The sequence below is a fragment of the Venenivibrio stagnispumantis genome, assembly GCF_900182795.1.
GTDB classification, from domain to species: Bacteria; Aquificota; Aquificia; order Aquificales; family Hydrogenothermaceae; genus Venenivibrio; species Venenivibrio stagnispumantis.
This window is the reverse complement of the sequence record NZ_FXTX01000001.1, coordinates 91,763-112,267: the sequence shown is the minus strand read 5'-3', so window position 1 is coordinate 112,267 and position 20,505 is coordinate 91,763. Positions and strand designations below refer to the sequence as shown.

Here is a 20,505-nt window from a genome sequence, read left to right as displayed (position 1 = left end):
TATTATACAATCTTTTGTTATAATTTGATATAAATTTTATAAAAATAAGGACTATAACTATGAGGCTATTCTTCTATAAAGTTATAGATTATATATACAGCAAACAGATGGAGTTGTTCCAAAGTATGTTTTTTAAACTTTACAGGGAGTATAACTCTGATATTGATAAATTTTATAATGCATGGTTTGAAAATTATACATTAAATCTAATGCTTAAATTTTTCAGGAAAGAAGAGTTTTATGAAAGTTATGTTTTGTATAATTTAAGAAAGAAAAGCATAATAAAAAGTTATATAAAAGCTTACTGGAGTTTCTGTAAAAATCCGGAAAAATATCCTTACTATATAAAAGAAGCTATGGATTATTTTGGATTAAAAAAATTAACAAAAAATGAATTAAAGAAAAAATACAGAGAATTTGCAAAAAAATATCATCCGGATTTAAATAAAAATAAAAAAGAAGCAACCTTAAAAATGCTTGAAATAAACCATTATTATCAAATACTTAAATCTTATGTAGAGAGTGAAGATTTTTATGAAGATTATCAGCAGGAAAGTAAAGATTATGCTAAAATATCATCATGAAAATTTCGGAAAAGTTAAAGCAGGTTAATAGGTCTATCTCTTTTGAATTTTTCCCACCTAAAACAGAAGAAGCAGAAAAATCTTTATTTGAAACAATAAAAGAGCTTGAATATATAAAACCTACATTTGTATCTATAACTTACGGAGCCGGTGGTAGCACAAGAGACAGAACTATAAATATTGTTAAAAAAATCCATGAAGAAACCGGATTAACCGTAATGGCACATCTTACCTGTATAGGTCATACAAAAAAAGAGATTTTAGATATCCTTAATGATTATAAAAATATCGGAATACAAAATATATTAGCATTAAGGGGAGATATTCCTTTAAATTTTGAAAATTTTAAAATTCCGGAAGATAGTTGTAAATATGCAAATGAACTTGTTGCATTAATAAGGGAAAATTTCGGTGATTATTTTAGTATCGGAGTAGCGGCTTATCCGGAAGGGCATCCTGAAAGTCCAAATATAGAAAGGGATATTTATTATTTCAAAAAAAAGGTAGATGCCGGAGCGGATTTTGCAATTACCCAGATGTTTTTTGATAACAGATATTTTTATAAATATTTATCTCTACTTGAAAAAGAAAATATAAATATACCTGTTATTCCCGGAATAATGCCTATTACTAATTTTGGTCAGATAAGAAAGTTTGCATCGTTATGCGGGGCAACAATACCGGAAGAAATTGTTAAAAAATTTGAAAAATATATAGATAATCCGGAAGAAACAAAAAAAATAGGCATAGAAATAGCGACAAAACAATGCGAAGATTTATTAAAAAATAATGTAAAAGGATTACATTTTTACACATTAAATAAATCAGATGCAACTATAAAAATTTATGAAAATATAAAACATTTGTTATAATGTACACCAAAGTAGGTGGGAAAAAATTGAAAACCTATATAGATAGAATAAATGTATATGGTTTTAAATCTTATGGAGATAGAAGATTAACCATTCCAATCGGTGAAGGTTTTATCGGAATAGTTGGTCCAAATGGAGCCGGTAAAAGTAATATAGGAGATAGTATTGTTTTTGCCCTTGGAATAGCCTCTGCAAAAGCTATGAGAGCTATAAAACTTACAGATTTAATATTTTCTTCTAAAAATAAATCTGCCGAGTATGCAGAGGTAGAAATAATATTTAAAAATCTTGGAGCTTTTCCTCTAAATGATGAAGAAGTATCAATTTACAGAAAAATAGACCATAGCGGAAAATCTACATATAAAATAAATGGTAGAGTAGCAAAACAACAAGAAGTAGAAGAATTACTTGCATCTGCCGGCATACCTATACAAGGATATAATATAGTAACTCAGGGAGATATATTTAGATTTATAAAAATGACACCGGCAGAAAGAAGAGAACTTCTCAGCGAGATAGCCGGAATAACAGAATACGAAGAAAAAAAAGAAAAAGCATTAAAAGACCTACAAGAAACAGAAGAAAAAATAAATAATGTAAAAATCATTTTAAAAGAGATACAAACCAATTTAAAAAGATTAGAAGAAGAAAAAGAAAATGCCTTAATTGCAATTTCTATTGAAAATCAGATTAATCAGTTAAAGCAAAAAATTTTATCTGCAAAATTATTCAATCTATTAAAAGAAGAAGAAGAAAGTTATAATCAGTTTACCCAAATAGAAAATATGATTTCTAAACTATATACAGAAAAAGAAAACCTGATAGAAAAACAAAAAGAAATAATATCAATTATCAAAAATTTAGAAGATAAATTTAATGAAATACAACAATCTTTATTGCCAATAAAAGAAAAAGAAGGGGGTATAACAGCCCAGATTAGACTTGCCAATGAAAAGAAAAATGAATTGGAAAAAGAGATAGAGGCATTAAAACAAAAAGAAAGTAGTTTATTACTTGAAAAAGAAGAAAAAATAAAAGAGATATTGAGTATAGAACAGCAGATAAAAACCCTTGAAAAAGAGCTTCCGGATTTAGAAAAACAGCTTGAAATAGCAAATAAAAATTTAGAAGAAAAAAATAACCAATTAAAACAGATAGAAATAGGAGGAAGCAAAGCAAAATTAGACCTTGGAGAAGTAGAAAAAGAGGAAAAAAGATTAAAAGATGAGATTTTATCTATCCAAAACCAAAAATTACAATTAGAAAACAATTTAGAAAAAATAAATGACAAAATAAATCTTTATAAAGAAGAAATAGAAAATCTTGAAAAAGAAATTAAAAACTTAGAACAATCCCTTGAAAATATCAAATCATATACCCAAGAATCCCAAAAAAGATATAATTCATTATCAAATCAGATAAATATGCTAAAAATTAGAAAAGAAAGTCTTGAAAAAAGATTAAAAGAAAATAGAGAAAAGATAGAACAAAACTTTAAAAAACTAGCCCAAATTCTTGCAAATCTTGCCAATATGAGAGAAGATAGAGTTATCTTGGCAATATCAAATATAAAAGGTGTATACGGACAGGTAGCTGATTTAATAACCATAAAAGATAATCAAGTAGTTCAGGCAATAGAAAGTGCTGCCGGAAATAGATTAAGAAATATAGTTGTAGAAAATGAGGATGTGGCAAAAGAGTGCATAGAGATATTAAAAAGAGAAAAACTCGGAAAAGCAACATTTATTCCTTTAAACAAAATAAAAGTTCAGGATTTACCAAGACTTCCAAATATAAAAGGAGTAAAAGGATTTTTAATAGATTTTGTTAATTATGATAAATCCATAGAGAAAGCAATAAAATATGTATTTGCAGATACAATTCTTGTAGAAAATTTTGATGTAGCAAAAGCAGTAGGTATCGGAAATTATAGAATGGTTACCTTAGATGGTTCTTTATTTGAAAAATCCGGTGTAATATCCGGTGGAACAACAAACCAATCAATATCCATAGGAAGAACTGCCTTAGAGCAAGAAAGAGAAATCTTAGAAAAAGAAGATGATAAATTAAAACAAGAAGAAGAAAAAATATCAAAAGAACTAAATGATATAATCTTGCAAATAACAGAAAAAGAAAAAGAGTTATCAAAAATACAGGTTGAAGCCGTCAGCTTCTCCCAAAGAAAGGAAGATATACAAAACCAGATAATAGCAAAAAATAACAGATTAGAAGCTATAAATAAAGAAATATTTACATTAAAAAAACAATCCCTTGAAATAGAAGCACAGATAGAAAAAATAAATGAAAATCTAAATATTTTACAAAAAGAGCTATCGGTTGTAGAAAATAGAAAAAAAACAATACTTGAAAAAATGGAAACCGAAGGCCTACATACACTCAGAAAAGAATGGGAAGAAGCAACAAATCTTGTATATGCATTAAGAGAAAAAAAGAAAAATATAGAATCCCAAATAGAAAGATTAAAAGATAGATTAGAAAACAATCTAAAAGGAAGAATATTCCAAATAGAAACAGAAAAAGAAGAAATAGCGAACCTGATAAAAAATAAATTAAAAGAAGTAGAAAATTTACATAAACAGATAGAAGAGTTATCAAAAGATTTATCAAACTTATGGAAAGAGTTAAAAGATACAGAACAAGAAAGGGAAAATATATTAAATGAATTGTCTTCCCAGAAAGAAAAATTAAAAATTTTAAGATATGAAGAAGAAAATATAAATAATCAAATAACAAAAACCCTTGAAGATAAAGGAAAGTTAGAACAAAAATTATCTGATATAAAACAAAGAATTGTTGCATTGAAAGAAGAATTTCAGGGAGAGCCGGAAGAAGGAGATATTATAGCCTTAGAAAAAAGTTTAAAAACCCTTGAAGAAAAAAGAAAAAATCTCGGTGCTATAAATGAAAAGGCAATAGAAGATTATGAAGAAACATTAAAAAGATTTAATGAAATAAATGAAAAACTATCGGTCTTAATTGAAGAAAAAAACAGAGTGCTTGAATTAATAGAATATATAGAAAACAAAAAAGTGGAAGCATTTATGGAAGTTTTTAATGAAGTAAATAAAAATTTAGGTAAAATCTTTAAAAGATTATCTCCCGGTGGAAAGGCTTACTTAGAACTGGAAAATACAGAAGAGCCTTTAAATGGTGGTGTATTACTAAAATCTAAACCAAGGGGCAAAGAAGTTAAAAGAATTGAGATAATTTCCGGTGGTGAAAAAACATTAACAGCCCTTTCTTTCTTGCTTGCTATTCAGCAATATAAACCGGCACCTTTTTATTATTTTGATGAGATAGATGCTCATCTGGATGATGCCAATGCAAGAAAAATAGCAGAACTATTTAAAGAGTTTTCAAAAGAAGCCCAATTTATAGTTGTTACCCTCAGAGATACAATGGCAACTTATGCAGATAGATTAATTGGTGTTTCTGCAAAAGATGGCATTTCTAATGTTTATACCCTTGATATTAATCAGATTTTGGGTAATAATATTAATACAGAAGAGTTGGGGTCGTAGCTCAGCTGGGAGAGCGTTGCCTCGGCATGGCAAAGGTCACGGGTTCGAATCCCGTCGACTCCATTAAAATTAATCTTCATTCCTATCTAAAAATTACAATTTTATTACAAAAAAATTACAAATCATTAATTTTTAATTGTGATAAAATTTTTTTTTGCATAAAATTTTTTATAAAAAAGGAGCAAAGAAAAATGTTAGAGATTGAAAAAGTTTTAGCATTAGCTGATGATAGAGAGATATTTCCTATTATAGATAAAGTTTTATCCGGTGAAAGATTATCTTTTGAAGATGGGGTTAAATTATTCAAAAGTCATGATTTACTTACTATCGGATGGCTTGCTAATTATGTATCAGAAAAGAAAAATGGTAAATATGCTTATTTTGTAATAAATAGACAGATAAATCCAACAAATGTATGTGTATTAGATTGTAAATTTTGTGCATTTGCAGATATGGATAAAAACAGCCCAAAAGCCTATGAAATGAGTATTGAGCAGATTTTAGAAAAAGTAAGATATGCAGTTGAGAATGAAGCCTGTGAAGTTCATATTGTTGGGGGGCTTCATCCTGATTGGAAATTTGAAAAATATCTTGAAATCGTATCTGCTATAAAAAGAAATTTTCCTGATTTACATATAAAAGCATTTACTGCCGTGGAAATTGATTATTTTTCAAAAATATCCGGTTTAAGTTATGAAGAAGTATTAATAAAATTAAAAGAAGCAGGTTTAGATAGCTTGCCCGGTGGAGGAGCAGAAATATTTTCTCCAAGGGTAAGACAGATTATAGCTCCTAAGAAGATAGGTTATAAAAAATATCTACAGATACACAAATTAGCTCACAAGATGGGGTTGAAATCCACAACAACAATGCTTTATGGACATGTAGAAAATATAGAAGACAGAATAGACCATATGATAAAAATAAGAGAAGCCCAAGATGAAACAGGTGGTTTTACCTGTTTTATTCCTCTTGCATATCAGCCTGAAAATAATGAGCTTCCTGTTTTTGAAGATACATCCGGAATAGATGATTTAAAAACAATAGCCATTTCAAGATTAATGCTTGATAACATAGACCATATTAAAGCTTACTGGGTTATGATAGGAGAAAAAGTTGCTCAGGTGGCTCTAAATTTTGGTGCAGATGATATGGATGGAACAGTTATGGAAGAAAAAATAGCTCATTTTGCCGGTGCAAAATCTCCAACCCAGCAACAAAAGGAAAGATTAATCAGATTAATAAAAGAAGCCGGAAAAATTCCGGTTCAAAGAGATACATTATATAATCCTGTTAAGATTTATGAATAATACATTATTTTTTCTTCTCTTCTTCTTTTCCTCTAAATATAAGTTTTATAGGTGTATTTTCAAATCCAAGTATCTGTCTAATACTATTTTCAAGGAATTTTACATAATTTGGTTTAAAACCTTCCGGATTATTTACAAAAAGTAAGAAAGCCGGAGGTTTTCCTTCAAGCTGAGTAGCATAATAGATTTTTAAAGGTTTTCCTTGATAAGATGGAGGTTGTCTTATTGAAAGTATCTGTTTTATGGCTCTGTTAAGTTGTCCTGTGCCTACCCTTTTCCAGCTTTGATTATAAACATCTATTATAGTTTCAATTAATTTTTTAATTCCTTTTCTTTCTTTTGCAGAAGTTAGTATTATAGGAGCATAAGGGATGAAATATAACTTTTCTTTTACCTGATTTACTACTTTATTTATCTCATTTTCATTTTTAAGCATATCTATTTTATTTATTACGATAATAGCCGGTTTATATCTTCTTTGTATCAATCCTGCAATTTTTGTATCTTGCTCTGTAGCCCCTTCTGTTGCATCTATAACAAGAATAACGACATCTGCTTTTTCTATTGCTTCCAAGGTTCTACCAACAGAGTAAAACTCTAAACCATATTCTACTTTTGATTTTTTTCTCATACCGGCAGTATCAAGGAATAATATTTTATTATCTTTCCATTCAAATAATGTATCTACCGTATCTCTTGTTGTTCCGGGAATATCAGAAACTAATGCCCTTTCTTCTCCTACTATTGCATTTAAAAGAGAAGATTTACCGGCATTAGGCTTTCCAACAATTGCAACTTTTATAACTTCTTCCTTTTCCTCTTCTTCTTCCTTTTCTGATATCCTTGATATCTCTTTTTCATATTCAGGCATATTATTTATGATTTCATCAAGTATTTCGGCTATACCGAATTTTTGGATAGAAGAAACCGGATATATTTTCTCAAATCCAAGTTCATAAAATTCATATATATTTTTTTCATCATTAGGATTATCTATTTTATTTACTGCAACTATTACCGGTTTTTTGGTTCTTCTTAATATTTCTGCTATCTCTTTATCAAGAGCTGTAAGTCCTTCTTTCCCATCTACAACAAATATAAACATATCAGATAGTTCAAGCTCTTTTTCTATCTGTCTTCTTATATAAGGTGCAAATTTATCTTCTTCATCGGTTGTAAATCCACCTGTATCTACAATCTCAAATTTATAACCTCTCCAATCTGCCGTGCTTATAATTCTATCTCTTGTTACTCCCGGAATATCTTCAACAATAGCTTTTCTCTTTCTTATAATTTTATTAAAAAGAGAAGATTTTCCAACATTAGGTCTTCCAACAATTGCTACTCTAAACATTTTCTCTCCTAAGAATTTATTTTATTTATATTTTATGATAAAATTAATCGGATGGAAATAAAGCATATTTTTATACACGGATGGAGCTTTGATAAAAATATATGGAAAGATTATTTTAACATAAAAAATGCCTTATTTTTAGATTTACCATCCCATGGGGAAAATAGAGAGTATCAATCTTTACAGGATTTTAGCTTACAAATTGCAAATATAATAAACTCTCAAAAAGAAAAAGTAAATCTGATAGGATGGTCAATAGGGGCTACCGTATCTTTTTTAACTGCTTTACAGACAGAAAATATAGATAAATTAATCCTTATAGGTTTTTCTCCTAAATTTAATGATATAAATCTTGGCTCAAATCCAAAATTTATAAAAGCATTCTTAATAAATCTTCAAAAAGATTTTGAAAATACTATCTATAACTTTAGAAAAAATGCCACTTCTGATGAGTTTAGAGATATTAAACTTCCGGAAAAAGAAGGAAGTATTAAATTACTTAAAGATTTTATAAATATTGATTTAACAGAAAAATTTTTGAACAAAAAAGCTTTTATAATTCATGGAAAGGATGATATAATTGTTAATCCATATGCTACTTTATTTTGTAAAAATATTATTAAAGAGCCGGTAATTTATCTAACAAATTCTAATCATGCTCCATTTTTAGAAAATAAAGATTTGATAAAGGATTTAATCGTTGAATAAAATTATTAAATTATCTTTTTCAAGAGCAGCAGATATTTATGAGAAAGAGGCAGTAATTCAAAAACATTCTGCAAAAATTTTATCAGAGATAGCAAAAGATATTAAAGGAAAAGGTATAGACCTTGGTTGTGGAACCGGTTTTTTATATGAATATATAAAAAAAGATATTATTGGTATAGATATATCATTTAATATGGCAAATCATTATAAAAGAAAAAATAAAAAAGTAGTTGTTGCAGATATTGAAAATCTACCATTTAAAAATAATATCTTTGATTTTGCTTTATCCAATTTTAGCTTACACTGGACAGATTTAAAAAAATCAGTAGCAGAGATAAAAAGAGTTTTAAAAGAAAATGGCTATTTTATATTTAATATGCCCGTAAAAGGTTCATTAAAAATAGTAGAAACTATAATCGGAGAGGAAAATTTTGATTTCTTAGACAAAAATCAACTGCTTAAAATATTAAAAGAAAATGATTTTATTATTAAGCAATCTTTTGAAAAAGAGTTTTTTATATCTTTTAAAGATGGAATATCTTTATTAGAGCATCTGCATAAAACCGGCTCTGCCGTAGGAAAAAAAGGTAAAACCGTAGGAGAAAAGAAAAAAATTGTTGATAAATTTAAAAACTATACAAAGCCGGCTTTTTTAAATTACAAATTAATCTTTATTAGTGCTATTTATAAAAAAATTTAGTAGGATTATCTTTATTTAGTTCCGATATATGTTTTCTTCCGGCAAATCCTTCATGAATTTTATGCCACCATTCTATTCTTTCTTCACCTTCTTTCCAACAAAGGAAGATAGCTTCTCCATTATGTTCAGAAGGAAAATCTATCAAAAATGGGTCTAATCCTTTTACATACACTCCAAAACTTTCAATAATTTCAATAAGTTCTCTAATTTCTGCATCTAAGGTATTAATCTGTGTTTTTGTATACATTAGCTCTAATATATTATCTTTATCTTCCTCTTCTAATAATTCATGTCTTTCTATTTCATTATATAATAGTTCTCTTTTTTCTTTTATTTCTTCAACAAGAGCTTTAAGTTGTGGTAATATTTTATTTGCTTCATTTACACTATAATATTTTATAATCATCTTTTATTTACCTTTCTTACCAAAGCAGTAAGTAGCTTTGGACCGGGTATTTATAATCCGCCTTATTTATTTGTGGATATCTCCCGGCAGGCGGTATTTATCCACACTTACCTCCTGACAATAAATTATATAATATTTTCTAAATAATGCAAATAGTTTAAAATAAAGTTGCACTAAGATTTTATTTAATCTAAAATTTAATATATTTAAATAGGAGGTTGCAATTATGGATATTTTTTTACATGGTAGGGAGATGTTAAAAAATCCTGTTTTACTTATAGAGTATTCAGCATTACTTTTGACATGGTTATTTTTAGTTTTTATAGCCATTTATGGATTAATTAAGTATATGAAAAATAATAAAGAAGAGTAAAAAAATTTGAAGTTGTATTAATTTTGGATTGTATATTATAATAAATCACAATAAATTTTGGGCAATTAAGAAGGAGGCTATATAGTGGATTTAACAGTTATAGGGGGAATAATTGCAGCTTTAGTTCTTTTTGCAGTTGGGGATATATTAGAAGGAGGAAATCCCCTTGGGCTAATTCATATATCATCTATAATCATAGTTGTGCCTACAACATTATCAGCAGCAGCAGTTGCAACTAAACAAAAATATGTTGTAGCAGCTTATAAAGAGCTAAAAATTGTTTTTGGAAATCCTAATTTAAATCCAATGGAAACATTAAACAAAATAATATCTCTGGCAGAAAAAGCAAGAAAAGAAGGAATATTATCCATAGAAACAGAAATTGCAAATATTGATGACCCATTTTTTAGAAAAGGTCTTCAAATGCTTGTTGATGGTGTAGAACCGGAAGCTATAAGAGAAAGGTTAGAGTTAGAAATAGGAGAAATAGAAGAATATTATGAAGGAGCTGCTAAATATTGGATAACTGCCGGAGAAACAACTCCTGTTTTTGGACTTGTTGGTGCAGTTATGGGATTGATTTTAGCTTTAAAAAGACTTGAAAATCCGGTTGAAATGGCAGAAGGTATTGCAGGAGCTTTTACAGCAACAGTTACAGGTATAGTTTCTTCTTATCTTTTATTTGGACCATTCGGGCATAAAATGAAAGCAAAGGCTAAAGATATAATAAAAACAAGAGAGATGATACTGGAAGGAATTATTGGTATAGCTTTATCTAAAAATCCTAAAATGTTAAAAGAGCAACTTATGATTTATACAGGACAAGAAGCAGAAGAAGGTAAAGAATAAAATGGCAAGAAAGAAAAAACATGAAGAGCATGGTGCAGGAGAACGCTGGGCAGTTCCTTATGCAGATTTCTTGAGTTTATTACTTGCTTTGTTTATAGCTCTTTTTGCAATATCTACAATAGATAAAAAGAAACTTGCATCTTTTGTTGAGGCAATTTCTGCAGCTTTTTCATTTAAACCTATATCCACAACTGCTCCGCCTTCTATAATTGAAGGGATTGGAGTAAAAAAATCAAAATCTGAAGAAAAGAAAAAATTAAAAGAAAAAGCAGAAAAAATAATAAAACAGCTTGGACTTGAAGGAAAGGTATCTGTTGAGTATGTACCGGAAGGAGTAAAGATAAAAATATTGGATTATATACTTTTTGATAGTTGCAGTGCAGTGATAAAACCTGAATATAAAAATTTATTAGAGCAACTTGCAAAAGCATTTAAAGAATTTAGTTATCCTATAAGTGTAGAAGGACATACAGATAATATACCACCAAGTGATAGTTGTATTTATCCATCTAATTGGGAGCTATCTGCAGCACGGGCAGCAGCAGTAGCTAGATTTTTAATAGAAAGTGGAAAAATTGATCCAAAACTTTTTGTTGTTTCCGGATATGCAGATACAAGACCATTAGTACCTAATACTACTCCTCAAGGAAGGGCAATGAATAGAAGAATAGAAATAACAATAATAACCGGAACAGATAAGGAACCACAGTTAGAAGAATTAAAGCAAAAAGAGGTTAATAAAAATGAGGGTAATAAATCTGATTAAAAGGTATCAGGAATTTATGTTAAACCAGCTAAGATTAGAATTAGACCAGCTTAGAAGTAAATTTTTAGACCTTGAATTAAAAAAAGAAGTTTTAAATGAGGAATACAAAAAAATAAAAAATATAGAACCTAAAACTGTTTATGAAGCACAAAATCTGATAGCTTACGGACTGTATATATTAAAACAGATGGAAGAGTTGGAAAAACAGGTGGAAGAGTTAGAAAAACAGCTTGAAAAATTAGAAGAAAAAATGAAAAAAATAAAGGCTGAAAATAAAGCAGTATCTTTATATCAGGAATATCTTATGAAGGTCTTACAAAAATCAGAGATAGAGAAGGAGAATAGGCTTGCTAATGAGATTTTTAATAATAAGCTTATTAATATGTAATATAACTTTTGCCCAGATAGAAGAAAAAGAAACCAAAAAAGAACTAAAAAGGATAGAAGAAGCAAGAGAATCTTTAAGAAAGGAGATAGAAAAAAATCAGGCATTATTAGAACAAATTAAGAAAGAAAAAGAAGCTCTTGAAGCTTTAAAAACTCAGATAGAAAATGAAAAAAAAGCTATGCAACAAGAAAGATATAAAAATTTAGCAAAAATATTTGAAAAAATGGATCCAGAACTTGCCGGACAAAAATTATCTAAAATAGATGACCCAAAAATAGCAGCATATATCATATACAATATGAATGAAAAAAAAGCCGGTGCTGTACTACAAAATACAGACCCTCAAATGGTGAACAAAATAGTTAAAGCCTTAACAGAAATTAAGAATGAAAATAAACCTTAAAATAGATTCTCATTAACTTTATAATTTATAGCTTCCATAATATGTGTAGCTTCTATTTTTTCATTATTTGATAGGTCAGCTATGGTTCTTGCTACTTTTATAATTCTGTGATAACTTCTTGCTGTAAGATTAAATTTTTTTGTTGAAAGATTAAGTATATTTTCTGCTTCTTTTGAAAGGTTTGCATATTTTTCTATTAATGTTGGTGTCATTTCACTATTAAAATTTATCTTTTCTTTTTTAAATCTTTCTTTTTGGATTTCAACTGCTTTTATCACTCTTTCTCTTATTTGGGTAGAACTTTCACCAACAGGTTTTTTTGATAAATCTTCCGGATTAACAGGCAAAACGGTTATAGAGATATCTATTCTATCAAGTAATGGACCTGATAATTTTCCTAAGTATCTTTTTATCTCTATTGGAGTGCATTTGCATTCTTTATTTGGGTCAAATCTATAACCACAAGGACATGGATTTGCAGCTGCTATTAATTGAAATTTTGCCGGAAATGTTATTTTCATTGAAGCTCTTGAAATTGTTACTACTCTGTCTTCAAGGGGCTGTCTTAATGCTTCAAGGGCAGACCTTTTAAATTCCGGAAGTTCATCAAGAAATAATGTTCCATTATGGGCAAGGGATAATTCTCCCGGTTTTGGATAACTTCCACCACCTACAAGTGCTATATCAGAGGTTGTGGAATGGGGCGAACGGATAGTCCTTTCATTTACAATAAATCCTTCTAATATACCTGCAACACTATGGATTTTTGTTGTTTCTATTGCTTCTTCAAAGCTCATTGGTGGCAGTATAGAGTTAAAAGCTTTTGCAAGCATACTTTTACCTGAACCTGGGGAACCAATTAATAAAACATTATGAAATCCGGCAGCTGCTATTTCCAAAGCTCTTTTTGCAGTTTGTTGTCCTTTAATCTCTGAAAAATCAATATAACTTCTTTTACTTTCTTTAAAATCTTCTTCTGTAATGGTAGCAGGCTCTATTTTTAAATCCCCATTAAGAAAATCAATTATCTCCCTTAGATTGTTAAATCCGTAAACATTTAATCCTTTTACAAGGGCTGCTTCTTTTTCATTTGCTTTTGGAAGTATAAACTCTTCAAAACCTTCTTCTTTTAATTTAATAGCAATAGGAAGTATTCCTTTTACACCTCTTAAATCTCCATTTAAAGCAAGCTCACCTATAAAAGCTGTTTTTTCTAATCTTTCTTGTTTTATTATTCCACTATTTGCCAATATCCCAATTGCAATAGGTAAATCATATAATGTTCCTTGTTTTAAAATATCAGCCGGTGCTAAATTTACAACAACTTTTTTAAGGGGAAATTTTATTCCTATATTTTCTATTGCTGTTTTTACCCTTTCTTTACTTTCTTTTACTGCTGTATCCGGAAGTCCTACAATAATAAATTGGGGAAGTCCCTGAGATATACTTACCTCAACATAGGCTATATATCCATCTATACCTATATTCCCACCACTTTTTATGATAGATAACATTCATTTCTCCTACTTTTTTATCTAAAATTTTGTTATATTTATTATAACGAAAAAAAATTTTTAAGGGTTTAAAAGTGCTAAAAATTTTTATTTTGATTAGTTTAATATTTTATTTTGTGTCTTCTATTGGTTTTTGGATATATATATATGGGAAAAGAGATTTAGGGCAAAAGATAGGATATAGTTTTTTTGGGCTTGGATTTTTATCGCAGATTTTATATATAACCGTAAAATCTTTTATAACGAAGAGTTTTGCTATTGTTTCCTCAGAAGATTTAATATTTTTTCTTGCATTTTTAATTGCTATGTTATTTTATCTTTTTTCTTTAAAATATAGAAGACAACTTCAAGATTTTGGTTCTATAATTGCTCCTGTCATAGTATTTTTGACTGCTTTATCTTTACAAAGCTTAGAGACAAATGCAAATCAATACAATAATATATGGTTTTATCTGCATATTGGTTTTTCTATTCTTACGTATGCATTGATATTAATAGCAACAATATCTGCTGTTTTGTATATACTAACAGATAAAGATTTAAAGGGAAAAAAATTAAACTCTTTTTTTGTTGTTAGATTTTCTTCTTCTATAAAATTACTGCAAGATATAGAGTATAAATCAACATTATTTGCTTTTATTTCACTTAGTCTTGCTTTAATATCTTCATCTATATGGACAGCACTTTATATAGGTAAACATTGGATTTGGGAGCCAAAGCAGATATTGTTATCTTTACTTTGGTTATTTTATGCATTTATTTTACACACAAGAATTATAAAACATCTCAAAGGAAGAAAAGCTTCATACCTAACATTGATAGGAAGCTTAATGGCATTTATTATATTCTGGCTTGTTAGACATCCTACTTTTTAAGAAAATATGATACTTTAAATATAGGGTAAAAATTAAATCCTTCTTTTTTTATATTTTCTTCTCCGCCTTCTTCTCTATCCACTATTGCAATTATTCCAAGAATATTTGCTCCAAACTCTTTTACTACTTTTGCTGCTTTTAAAGATGAACCGGCTGTTGTAACAACATCTTCAACTATAAATACATTCTCTCCCGGTTTTAAATTTCCTTCTATCTGTTTTCCGGTGCCGTGTCCTTTTGGTTCTTTTCTTACAACAAAAGGTTTTATTGGCTTATTCTTTATAAAAGATATTATAGATGTTGCATAGGCTATTGGGTCTGCTCCAAGGGTAAGTCCCCCAATAGCATCCGGATTTTTATCTTTTATCATATCAAAAATAATATTACCTATAACAAAGCCACCTTCCGGGTCAAGGGTTATTGTTCTTAAATCAAGATAATAATTACTCATTTTTCCGGAAGATAATTTAAAAATCGGTTCATCTGCTACTTTTAAAGCTCTTTCTCTTATAAGTTCTTCCAATCTTTTTTTATAATCCATCTTACAACTCCATTTTTATTTTATTTCTAACTTTATATATTTCTTCCAAATCTATATCAGCAAAAAATAATCCTTCTTCCTCTTTTGCAGATACAAGCTCTTCTCCCCAAGGGGAATATATACCGGAATATCCGGCATACTCAATATCTCCTATTTTTCCTACAGTATTGGAAACTACTAAAAATGATTGGGTTTCTATTGCTCTTGCTTTTGAAAGGGTTGTTAAATGTTCTTTTCTTTCCTTTCCCCATTGGGCAGGGACTGCCAATATTTCTACCCCTTTTTTTCTAAGTAAATAAGCAATATTACAAAATCTAAGTTCAAAGCATATTAAAAATCCTATATTTCCGGTAGAGCTTTCTGCTATATCGTATAAAGGTTTTCCTTTTTTGAAAAATTTATCTTCACCGGTAGGTGTAAATAATTTAACTTTATCTCTTTTATAAATAATTTCTCCTTTATCAATTAAAAAAGCTGTGTTGTATATCCCTTTTTTTCTTTTTTCCGGCAATGTCCCGCCAATTGTTATATTTTTTCTTTTTGATATTTCAGAAAGTTTAATATATATATTTTCTGTTTTTTCGCAGTGGGTAGAAAGATTTAGATTATCAAATCCACTGCTAAACATTTCAGGAAGTAATAAAAATGAGTTTTGCTCTACTTTTTCAATATAAGAAAATATCTTTTCAAGATTTGCCTCTACATCACCAAGTTTTAGATTTATCTGTAATGTATATAATCTCAATTTCTACTCCTGATTGAAAATCTTGAATTTAAAAGCATTTTTGTATATTCCGAAATTGGGTTTTCAAATATCTGATAAACATCTCCCTGCTCTAATATCTCTCCTCTATACATAACAATAACCCTGTCAGCAACCTGAGCTACAACTCCCAAATCATGGGTTATTATCAATATACTCATTTTATAATCTTCTTTTAGTTTTAAGAATAAATCCAAAATTTTTGCAGAAGTAGTTACATCCAAAGCCGTAGTAGGCTCATCTGCCAACAATAATACAGGATTATTTACTATTGCTATGGCTATTACAACTCTTTGTTTTAAACCACCGGATAACTCGTGTGGATATTGATAAAACCTTTTTTCCGGCTGAGGTATTTCTACCTTTTTTAATGTCTGTATTGCTATATCTTTTGCTTCTTTATCTGAAACATTATTATGAGCTTTTATTGTTTCAACAATCTGCTCTCCTACTGTTAATAGGGGATTTAAAACAGCAGAAGGCTCTTGAAAAACCATTGATATTTTATTTCCTCTTATCTGTCTTTTTTCTTCCTTAGATAAATTTTTTATATTTTTATTTTGAAATAAAATATTGCCTTCCACTTTTGCATAAGAAGGCAATATATCTAAAATTGCCTGACAGGTTACACTTTTTCCTGAACCGGACTCTCCAACAATAGCTACTATCTCATTTGAAAAAAGGGAAAAAGATATCCCTTTTACTGCTTCTATCTTTTGCTCTCCTATATAAAAATCAACTTTAAGATTATCTACTTTTAAAATCTCTTTCATTAATTAAAAAATAATATCAATTAATTTCTTTAAATCATCTTTTGACATAGCACCGGAGATTGCAAGTCCATTAGGGAATATTATTGTAGGTGTTCCGTTTATTCCATTAGCCTGTCCATATTTTATATTTGCTTCAATTGTAGAATTTGCTTTATTACAAGTTTTTGCCAATTTAGATAAAGAAGCTTCATCATTTTTTAAAACTGCTTCAAAAGATTTATCTAATAGAGATTTATCATTGCTACATATAACATTTTCCGAAACAGCTTTTGCATATTTATGAAAAGGTAATGGATAGAATATCATTTTAAATGCTATATCATTTCTTTCTTTAAGTAATTCTGTTATAGATTGATGTAATTTAGCACAGAAAGGACATTGTGGGTCTGTAACAACATAAACAACTTTTTTAGCTTGTGGATTGCCAAAAATAATATTTGTTTGTGGTATATTTTTTGCATCTACTATTGATGCTCTTTCTAATATACCAGGAAATGCCTTTTTTAGCTCCTGTAGCTTTTTATCACCAAGAATTTTTACAAATTCTTTTTCTTTTTCCTGATTAGCTTCCTGAGATAACTGCATAAATCTTTCTCTTGTTATGCTTTTTTTATTTTTAATATCTATAATCTCTCCATTAACTAAATATTTTAATGAACAATCAATATAAACCGGAACTTTTTTACCATTAGTTTGAATAACTACTTCATAAAGACCATCTATTGGAGCATCAGATACTGATACAACTTTTGCATTGCCGAGTATAGGTGATAAAGCTTTTTCTACATCTGATTTGTTTATTTTGCTATTTCCTAAGCAAGAATTACCGGCAGCAAAAATAGATGTAGAAATAGATAAAACAGCTACTCCTAAAAATATCAATTTTTTCATAAAATTTCCTCCTTTGAAAATAACTTAATTGTTTAATATCATATCATAAGATTTAAATTTTAATTTGCACATTTTTTGTGCAAACATATATTTACATTTAGGGAAAAATGCATTATCTTTGTTTTTCATTAAATTTAATTAAATTTTGGAGGTATTGAAGAATTGATAGGATTTGGACCCCATTTAATGGTTGATGGTTATGAGGGGAGTTTTGAAACTCTCGCAAGTATTGAAAGTATAACAAAATTTTTGGATGAGCTACCTGCTCAAATCGGAATGACAAAGATAATGCCACCTTATGTATTTAAATATGATGGTGGTGAGAAACCGGAAGATTGGGGTATTTCAGGATTTGTTATCATAGCAGAGAGTCATATAAGCATACATACTTTTCCTGAAAAAGGATATTTCTCAATAGATATATTCTCTTGTAAAGATTTTAATATAAAAGAAGCCATAGATATAATTAAAGAATTTTTCCAAACAGATAAACTTGAGATACAAACAACTTCAAGAGGAACAGAATTTCCAAGAGATATTGGCTTGGCTACTACTATAACAAATAGCCAAAGAGAAAGATTAATCTAACTAAAAAGCCCCTAAAAGGGGCTTTATTTTATTTTTTTTGCATAAACTATAACTTCTGCCGGTTTTATATCTAAAATTTCAAAATCATCTGGTGCTATTACTTTTACCTTTAATTGATTTCTACCTTCTTTTATATTAGATGCATCTACATAAACTTGGATTTGGGATATATTTATATCTTTTATAAATGTTTTTTTCTCTCTTACTGTTATAGAAACTCTTTCCGGTTTTACCTTTTCTATTACAAAATTATCTTTTATATTTATAACATCTACATAGCTGTAAAATTGAAATTTTGCTTTTGTGGTAGAATTTATATTCAGCCATAGAAGAAAAGCCACAAATATAGATATTAATTTATACCAAAAATTAGAAAATATCATATCTTTAATCAGTATTAATCTTCTCTTTAATTTCATCTTTTTCCTTTTTTAATTTTTCTCTTAATATTGTAAATTTTGATGGTTTTTCTACTCCAAGTAATTTATTTAATTTTTTTCTAACTGTTAATATATCAAGATTTTTATATAATTTTCCATCTACTGCAATAGATATTTCTCCTCTTTCTTCAGATACTATTATTGCAACTGCATCTGTCTCTTCTGTTATTCCGGCTGCTGCTCTATGCCTTGTTCCTACATCTTCGGCTATTTCCGGATTAATGGTAAGTGGTAAAAAAGCTCTTGCATAAGCTATCCTTTTATTTCTTATTATAACTGCTCCATCATGTAAAGGTGTTTGTGGAGTAAATATGGTAATTATTAGCTCTAAGCTTGGTTGTGCATCTATTATAACCTGTCCTTCTATATAATGGGTTAAATCAACATTTCTTTCAAAAACTATTAATGCTCCTATTTTTCTTTCTGCCATAAAGCTACATGCTCTGATAATATCATCTATTATCTTTTTTTGAGGAATTGTTATACCTGCAAATATACCTTTTTCTCCAAGTTTTGCAAGACCTCTTCTAAGTTCCGGTTGAAATATTACTATTAATAAAAACATACCTATGGATAAAATATTATCAAATATCCATTCAAGAGTTGAAAGTTCTAAAACCTTGGCTATTATCCAGATTATTAAAAGTATTGATAATCCAGTAATAATTTGCCAAGCTCTTGTTCCTACGGCAAATTTTATCGCAAAATAAATTAAAATAGAAACTATAATAATATCTAAAATATCCGTTAGCTTTATTGATAATATTGTGTTTATATAATCATACAATTTTGTATCCTCTTATGATATCCAAGATTGTTAAAAACTCAACCGTTTCTTTAATATCATGGGTTCTTACAATATGTGCTCCATTTAATACTGCATAAGCAGTAGCTCCAAGAGTTGCATTTAATCTTTCTTTCGGTGATGGCATCTTTTCAAGATTTAATAAATTTTTAAGTATTATTCCAAGAAATGATTTTCTTGATATTCCTATCATTATTGGAAAGCCAAGGATTTTAAATTCATTTAATCTTTTTATTATTTCTACATTATGTTCAACTTTTTTTCCAAATCCTATACCAGGGTCAATAATAAATCTATCTTTTCTAACTCCTTTTTCCATAGCAAAAGATATCTGTTTATGCAAAAATTTTGATATATCCATAACTACATCATCATAATAAATATCTCCTTGTTGCATTGTTTGTGGATTTCCTCTTATATGATTCACGATTACCGGACAATCATATTTTGCTACTACCGATGGCATCTCTCTATCAAGGGTAAAACCGCTAATATCATTTATTATGTCTGCCCCTTCTTCTATTGCATACTGGGCAACTTTGGACTTGTAAGTATCTATGGAGATAAAGAATTTATCGCCAAGTTCTTTCCTTGCTGCTTTTATAACCGGTAAAACCCTTTCCAGCTCTTCTTCTACCGGTACAGGTGTTGCTCCCGGTCTTGTAGATTCCCCACCTATATCTATAATATCTGCTCCTTCTTCAAGCATCTTGGCTATTCTTTCTACTGCTTTTTCTACATTTTTATAATAAGGATTTGTATCTCCATTTGAGAAAGAATCCGGTGTTAGATTCAAAACCCCCATTATTACCGTTTTTGTTCCAAGATTTATAAATTTGCCTTTATAATTAATTTTAAAATGCTCCTTTTTCAGATTTACCCATTGTTCTGTAAGTTCCTGTGCTTCCTGATTTTTTCCTTCATTTTTCAATTTATATATTAACTCTTTAAACTGGTCTTCATTTTCTACCACTACCGGCTCAATAAATGGATTTTCAAAAATTATTTTGTAAGCTTTTTTTTGGATAGGTTGGATAAATGCTTTATTCATTTTTCTTCT

General features: G+C 28.8%; 23 protein-coding genes and 1 tRNA gene. 14 read left to right on the top strand and 10 right to left on the bottom strand.

Features of this window, described 5'->3' with window-relative positions; all coding sequences use genetic code 11:
* Positions 1 to 125: 125 nt before the first annotated feature.
* From QOR43_RS00520 to mqnE, 5 genes are all read left to right on the top strand, one after another.
* A complete protein-coding gene (locus QOR43_RS00520) occupies positions 126 to 584 on the top strand; it encodes a DnaJ domain-containing protein (protein WP_283571394.1) in 459 nt (152 codons plus the stop codon).
* Positions 581 to 1,456 (top strand): methylenetetrahydrofolate reductase [NAD(P)H], encoded by an 876-nt coding sequence (gene metF / locus QOR43_RS00515; protein WP_265133554.1) that lies wholly within the window; start codon positions 581 to 583, stop codon positions 1,454 to 1,456. Before QOR43_RS00520 ends, metF begins: the two co-directional genes overlap by 4 nt.
* Before the next feature lie 26 nt (positions 1,457 to 1,482).
* On the top strand, positions 1,483 to 4,998 hold the full coding sequence (gene smc / locus QOR43_RS00510) for a chromosome segregation protein SMC (protein ID WP_265133553.1): 3,516 nt from the start codon (positions 1,483 to 1,485) through the stop codon (positions 4,996 to 4,998).
* Positions 4,989 to 5,061, top strand: a tRNA-Ala gene (locus QOR43_RS00505). Before smc ends, QOR43_RS00505 begins: the two co-directional genes overlap by 10 nt.
* 128 nt (positions 5,062 to 5,189) lie before the next feature.
* Positions 5,190 to 6,308, top strand: coding sequence for an aminofutalosine synthase MqnE (mqnE, locus tag QOR43_RS00500; protein ID WP_265133552.1), 1,119 nt, complete (start codon positions 5,190 to 5,192; stop codon positions 6,306 to 6,308).
* 4 nt (positions 6,309 to 6,312) lie between these two features.
* Here mqnE and der read toward each other — a convergent pair whose 3' ends face one another.
* Positions 6,313 to 7,662 (bottom strand): ribosome biogenesis GTPase Der, encoded by a 1,350-nt coding sequence (gene der / locus QOR43_RS00495; RefSeq protein ID WP_265133551.1) that lies wholly within the window; start codon positions 7,660 to 7,662, stop codon positions 6,313 to 6,315.
* Between the two features lie 51 nt (positions 7,663 to 7,713).
* On the opposite strand from der, the gene QOR43_RS00490 reads away from it, so the two are divergent.
* Entirely contained in the window at positions 7,714 to 8,370 is a 657-nt protein-coding gene (locus tag QOR43_RS00490) for an alpha/beta fold hydrolase (protein WP_265133550.1), read from the top strand.
* Positions 8,363 to 9,070, top strand: a complete 708-nt coding sequence (locus QOR43_RS00485; protein WP_265133549.1) for a methyltransferase domain-containing protein — start codon at positions 8,363 to 8,365, stop codon at positions 9,068 to 9,070. Before QOR43_RS00490 ends, QOR43_RS00485 begins: the two co-directional genes overlap by 8 nt.
* Here QOR43_RS00485 and QOR43_RS00480 read toward each other — a convergent pair.
* Complete coding sequence (locus tag QOR43_RS00480; protein WP_265133548.1) at positions 9,051 to 9,476, bottom strand: DUF2203 domain-containing protein; 426 nt, start codon at positions 9,474 to 9,476, stop codon at positions 9,051 to 9,053. The two genes, QOR43_RS00485 and QOR43_RS00480, sit on opposite strands and share 20 nt — an antisense overlap.
* Before the next feature lie 226 nt (positions 9,477 to 9,702).
* Here QOR43_RS00480 and QOR43_RS00475 point away from each other — a divergent pair, with 226 nt between their 5' ends.
* From QOR43_RS00475 to QOR43_RS00455, 5 genes are all read left to right on the top strand, one after another.
* Positions 9,703 to 9,849 (top strand): hypothetical protein, encoded by a 147-nt coding sequence (locus QOR43_RS00475; RefSeq protein ID WP_265133547.1) that lies wholly within the window; start codon positions 9,703 to 9,705, stop codon positions 9,847 to 9,849.
* 84 nt (positions 9,850 to 9,933) lie between these two features.
* Entirely contained in the window at positions 9,934 to 10,698 is a 765-nt protein-coding gene (gene motA / locus QOR43_RS00470; RefSeq protein WP_265133546.1) for a flagellar motor stator protein MotA, read from the top strand.
* A gap of 1 nt (position 10,699) precedes the next feature.
* On the top strand, positions 10,700 to 11,464 hold the full coding sequence (locus QOR43_RS00465) for an OmpA/MotB family protein (RefSeq protein WP_265133545.1): 765 nt from the start codon (positions 10,700 to 10,702) through the stop codon (positions 11,462 to 11,464).
* Positions 11,442 to 11,852: a hypothetical protein gene (locus QOR43_RS00460; RefSeq protein WP_265133544.1), complete on the top strand. Its 411-nt coding sequence runs from the start codon at positions 11,442 to 11,444 to the stop codon at positions 11,850 to 11,852. The genes QOR43_RS00465 and QOR43_RS00460 overlap by 23 nt, the downstream gene beginning before the upstream one ends.
* Positions 11,818 to 12,255 carry a MotE family protein gene (locus QOR43_RS00455; RefSeq protein WP_265133543.1) on the top strand — a complete coding sequence of 146 codons (438 nt, stop codon included), beginning with the start codon at positions 11,818 to 11,820 and terminating at the stop codon, positions 12,253 to 12,255. Before QOR43_RS00460 ends, QOR43_RS00455 begins: the two co-directional genes overlap by 35 nt.
* Here QOR43_RS00455 and QOR43_RS00450 read toward each other — a convergent pair.
* The gene (locus QOR43_RS00450) at positions 12,252 to 13,769 is read right to left on the bottom strand and encodes a YifB family Mg chelatase-like AAA ATPase (RefSeq protein ID WP_265133542.1); all 1,518 of its coding nucleotides are present in this window, start codon (positions 13,767 to 13,769) and stop codon (positions 12,252 to 12,254) included. The two genes, QOR43_RS00455 and QOR43_RS00450, sit on opposite strands and share 4 nt — an antisense overlap.
* A gap of 92 nt (positions 13,770 to 13,861) precedes the next feature.
* Here QOR43_RS00450 and QOR43_RS00445 point away from each other — a divergent pair, with 92 nt between their 5' ends.
* Positions 13,862 to 14,644 carry a cytochrome c biogenesis protein gene (locus QOR43_RS00445; RefSeq protein WP_265133541.1) on the top strand — a complete coding sequence of 261 codons (783 nt, stop codon included), beginning with the start codon at positions 13,862 to 13,864 and terminating at the stop codon, positions 14,642 to 14,644.
* On the opposite strand, the gene pyrE is transcribed toward QOR43_RS00445, so the two are convergent.
* From pyrE to QOR43_RS00425, 4 genes are read right to left on the bottom strand one after another with little or no spacing between them, the layout of a single operon-like run.
* Positions 14,634 to 15,185: an orotate phosphoribosyltransferase gene (pyrE, locus tag QOR43_RS00440; protein ID WP_265133540.1), complete on the bottom strand. Its 552-nt coding sequence runs from the start codon at positions 15,183 to 15,185 to the stop codon at positions 14,634 to 14,636. The two genes, QOR43_RS00445 and pyrE, sit on opposite strands and share 11 nt — an antisense overlap.
* A 1-nt stretch (position 15,186) precedes the next feature.
* Positions 15,187 to 15,930, bottom strand: coding sequence for a nitrilase-related carbon-nitrogen hydrolase (locus QOR43_RS00435; RefSeq protein WP_265133539.1), 744 nt, complete (start codon positions 15,928 to 15,930; stop codon positions 15,187 to 15,189).
* Complete coding sequence (locus tag QOR43_RS00430) at positions 15,927 to 16,721, bottom strand: ABC transporter ATP-binding protein (protein WP_345782834.1); 795 nt, start codon at positions 16,719 to 16,721, stop codon at positions 15,927 to 15,929. The genes QOR43_RS00435 and QOR43_RS00430 overlap by 4 nt, the downstream gene beginning before the upstream one ends.
* Positions 16,722 to 16,724: 3 nt before the next feature.
* Positions 16,725 to 17,612 carry a DsbC family protein gene (locus QOR43_RS00425; protein WP_265133538.1) on the bottom strand — a complete coding sequence of 296 codons (888 nt, stop codon included), beginning with the start codon at positions 17,610 to 17,612 and terminating at the stop codon, positions 16,725 to 16,727.
* Positions 17,613 to 17,774: 162 nt separating this feature from the next.
* Here QOR43_RS00425 and speD point away from each other — a divergent pair, with 162 nt between their 5' ends.
* A complete protein-coding gene (speD, locus tag QOR43_RS00420) occupies positions 17,775 to 18,200 on the top strand; it encodes an adenosylmethionine decarboxylase (RefSeq protein ID WP_265133537.1) in 426 nt (141 codons plus the stop codon).
* A 23-nt stretch (positions 18,201 to 18,223) separates the two neighbouring features.
* Here speD and QOR43_RS00415 read toward each other — a convergent pair whose 3' ends face one another.
* The 3 genes from QOR43_RS00415 to folP are packed head-to-tail and all read right to left on the bottom strand — an operon-like array spanning position 18,224 to position 20,496.
* Positions 18,224 to 18,619 carry a CdaR family protein gene (locus QOR43_RS00415; protein ID WP_265133536.1) on the bottom strand — a complete coding sequence of 132 codons (396 nt, stop codon included), beginning with the start codon at positions 18,617 to 18,619 and terminating at the stop codon, positions 18,224 to 18,226.
* The gene (gene cdaA, locus QOR43_RS00410; protein WP_265133535.1) at positions 18,588 to 19,427 is read right to left on the bottom strand and encodes a diadenylate cyclase CdaA; all 840 of its coding nucleotides are present in this window, start codon (positions 19,425 to 19,427) and stop codon (positions 18,588 to 18,590) included. Before cdaA ends, QOR43_RS00415 begins: the two co-directional genes overlap by 32 nt.
* Entirely contained in the window at positions 19,420 to 20,496 is a 1,077-nt protein-coding gene (gene folP / locus QOR43_RS00405; RefSeq protein WP_265133534.1) for a dihydropteroate synthase, read from the bottom strand. The genes cdaA and folP overlap by 8 nt, the downstream gene beginning before the upstream one ends.
* Between the last annotated feature and the right edge of the window lie 9 nt (positions 20,497 to 20,505).

Excerpts from the sequence above, each read along its gene's own strand:
- der (WP_265133551.1), bottom strand. The coding sequence starts at position 7,662 with ATGTTTAGAGTAGCAATTGTTGGAAGACCTAATGTTGGAAAATCTTCT.
- QOR43_RS00430 (WP_345782834.1), bottom strand. The coding sequence starts at position 16,721 with ATGAAAGAGATTTTAAAAGTAGATAATCTTAAAGTTGATTTTTATATA.
- pyrE (WP_265133540.1), bottom strand. The coding sequence starts at position 15,185 with ATGGATTATAAAAAAAGATTGGAAGAACTTATAAGAGAAAGAGCTTTA.
- folP (WP_265133534.1), bottom strand. The coding sequence starts at position 20,496 with ATGAATAAAGCATTTATCCAACCTATCCAAAAAAAAGCTTACAAAATA.
- mqnE (WP_265133552.1), top strand. The coding sequence starts at position 5,190 with ATGTTAGAGATTGAAAAAGTTTTAGCATTAGCTGATGATAGAGAGATA.
- QOR43_RS00450 (WP_265133542.1), bottom strand. The coding sequence starts at position 13,769 with ATGTTATCTATCATAAAAAGTGGTGGGAATATAGGTATAGATGGATAT.
- QOR43_RS00490 (WP_265133550.1), top strand. The coding sequence starts at position 7,714 with ATGGAAATAAAGCATATTTTTATACACGGATGGAGCTTTGATAAAAAT.
- QOR43_RS00425 (WP_265133538.1), bottom strand. The coding sequence starts at position 17,612 with ATGAAAAAATTGATATTTTTAGGAGTAGCTGTTTTATCTATTTCTACA.
- QOR43_RS00475 (WP_265133547.1), top strand. The coding sequence starts at position 9,703 with ATGGATATTTTTTTACATGGTAGGGAGATGTTAAAAAATCCTGTTTTA.
- metF (WP_265133554.1), top strand. The coding sequence starts at position 581 with ATGAAAATTTCGGAAAAGTTAAAGCAGGTTAATAGGTCTATCTCTTTT.
- QOR43_RS00415 (WP_265133536.1), bottom strand. The coding sequence starts at position 18,619 with ATGAAATTAAAGAGAAGATTAATACTGATTAAAGATATGATATTTTCT.
- QOR43_RS00480 (WP_265133548.1), bottom strand. The coding sequence starts at position 9,476 with ATGATTATAAAATATTATAGTGTAAATGAAGCAAATAAAATATTACCA.
- QOR43_RS00460 (WP_265133544.1), top strand. The coding sequence starts at position 11,442 with ATGAGGGTAATAAATCTGATTAAAAGGTATCAGGAATTTATGTTAAAC.
- QOR43_RS00455 (WP_265133543.1), top strand. The coding sequence starts at position 11,818 with ATGAGATTTTTAATAATAAGCTTATTAATATGTAATATAACTTTTGCC.
- QOR43_RS00465 (WP_265133545.1), top strand. The coding sequence starts at position 10,700 with ATGGCAAGAAAGAAAAAACATGAAGAGCATGGTGCAGGAGAACGCTGG.
- QOR43_RS00520 (WP_283571394.1), top strand. The coding sequence starts at position 126 with ATGTTTTTTAAACTTTACAGGGAGTATAACTCTGATATTGATAAATTT.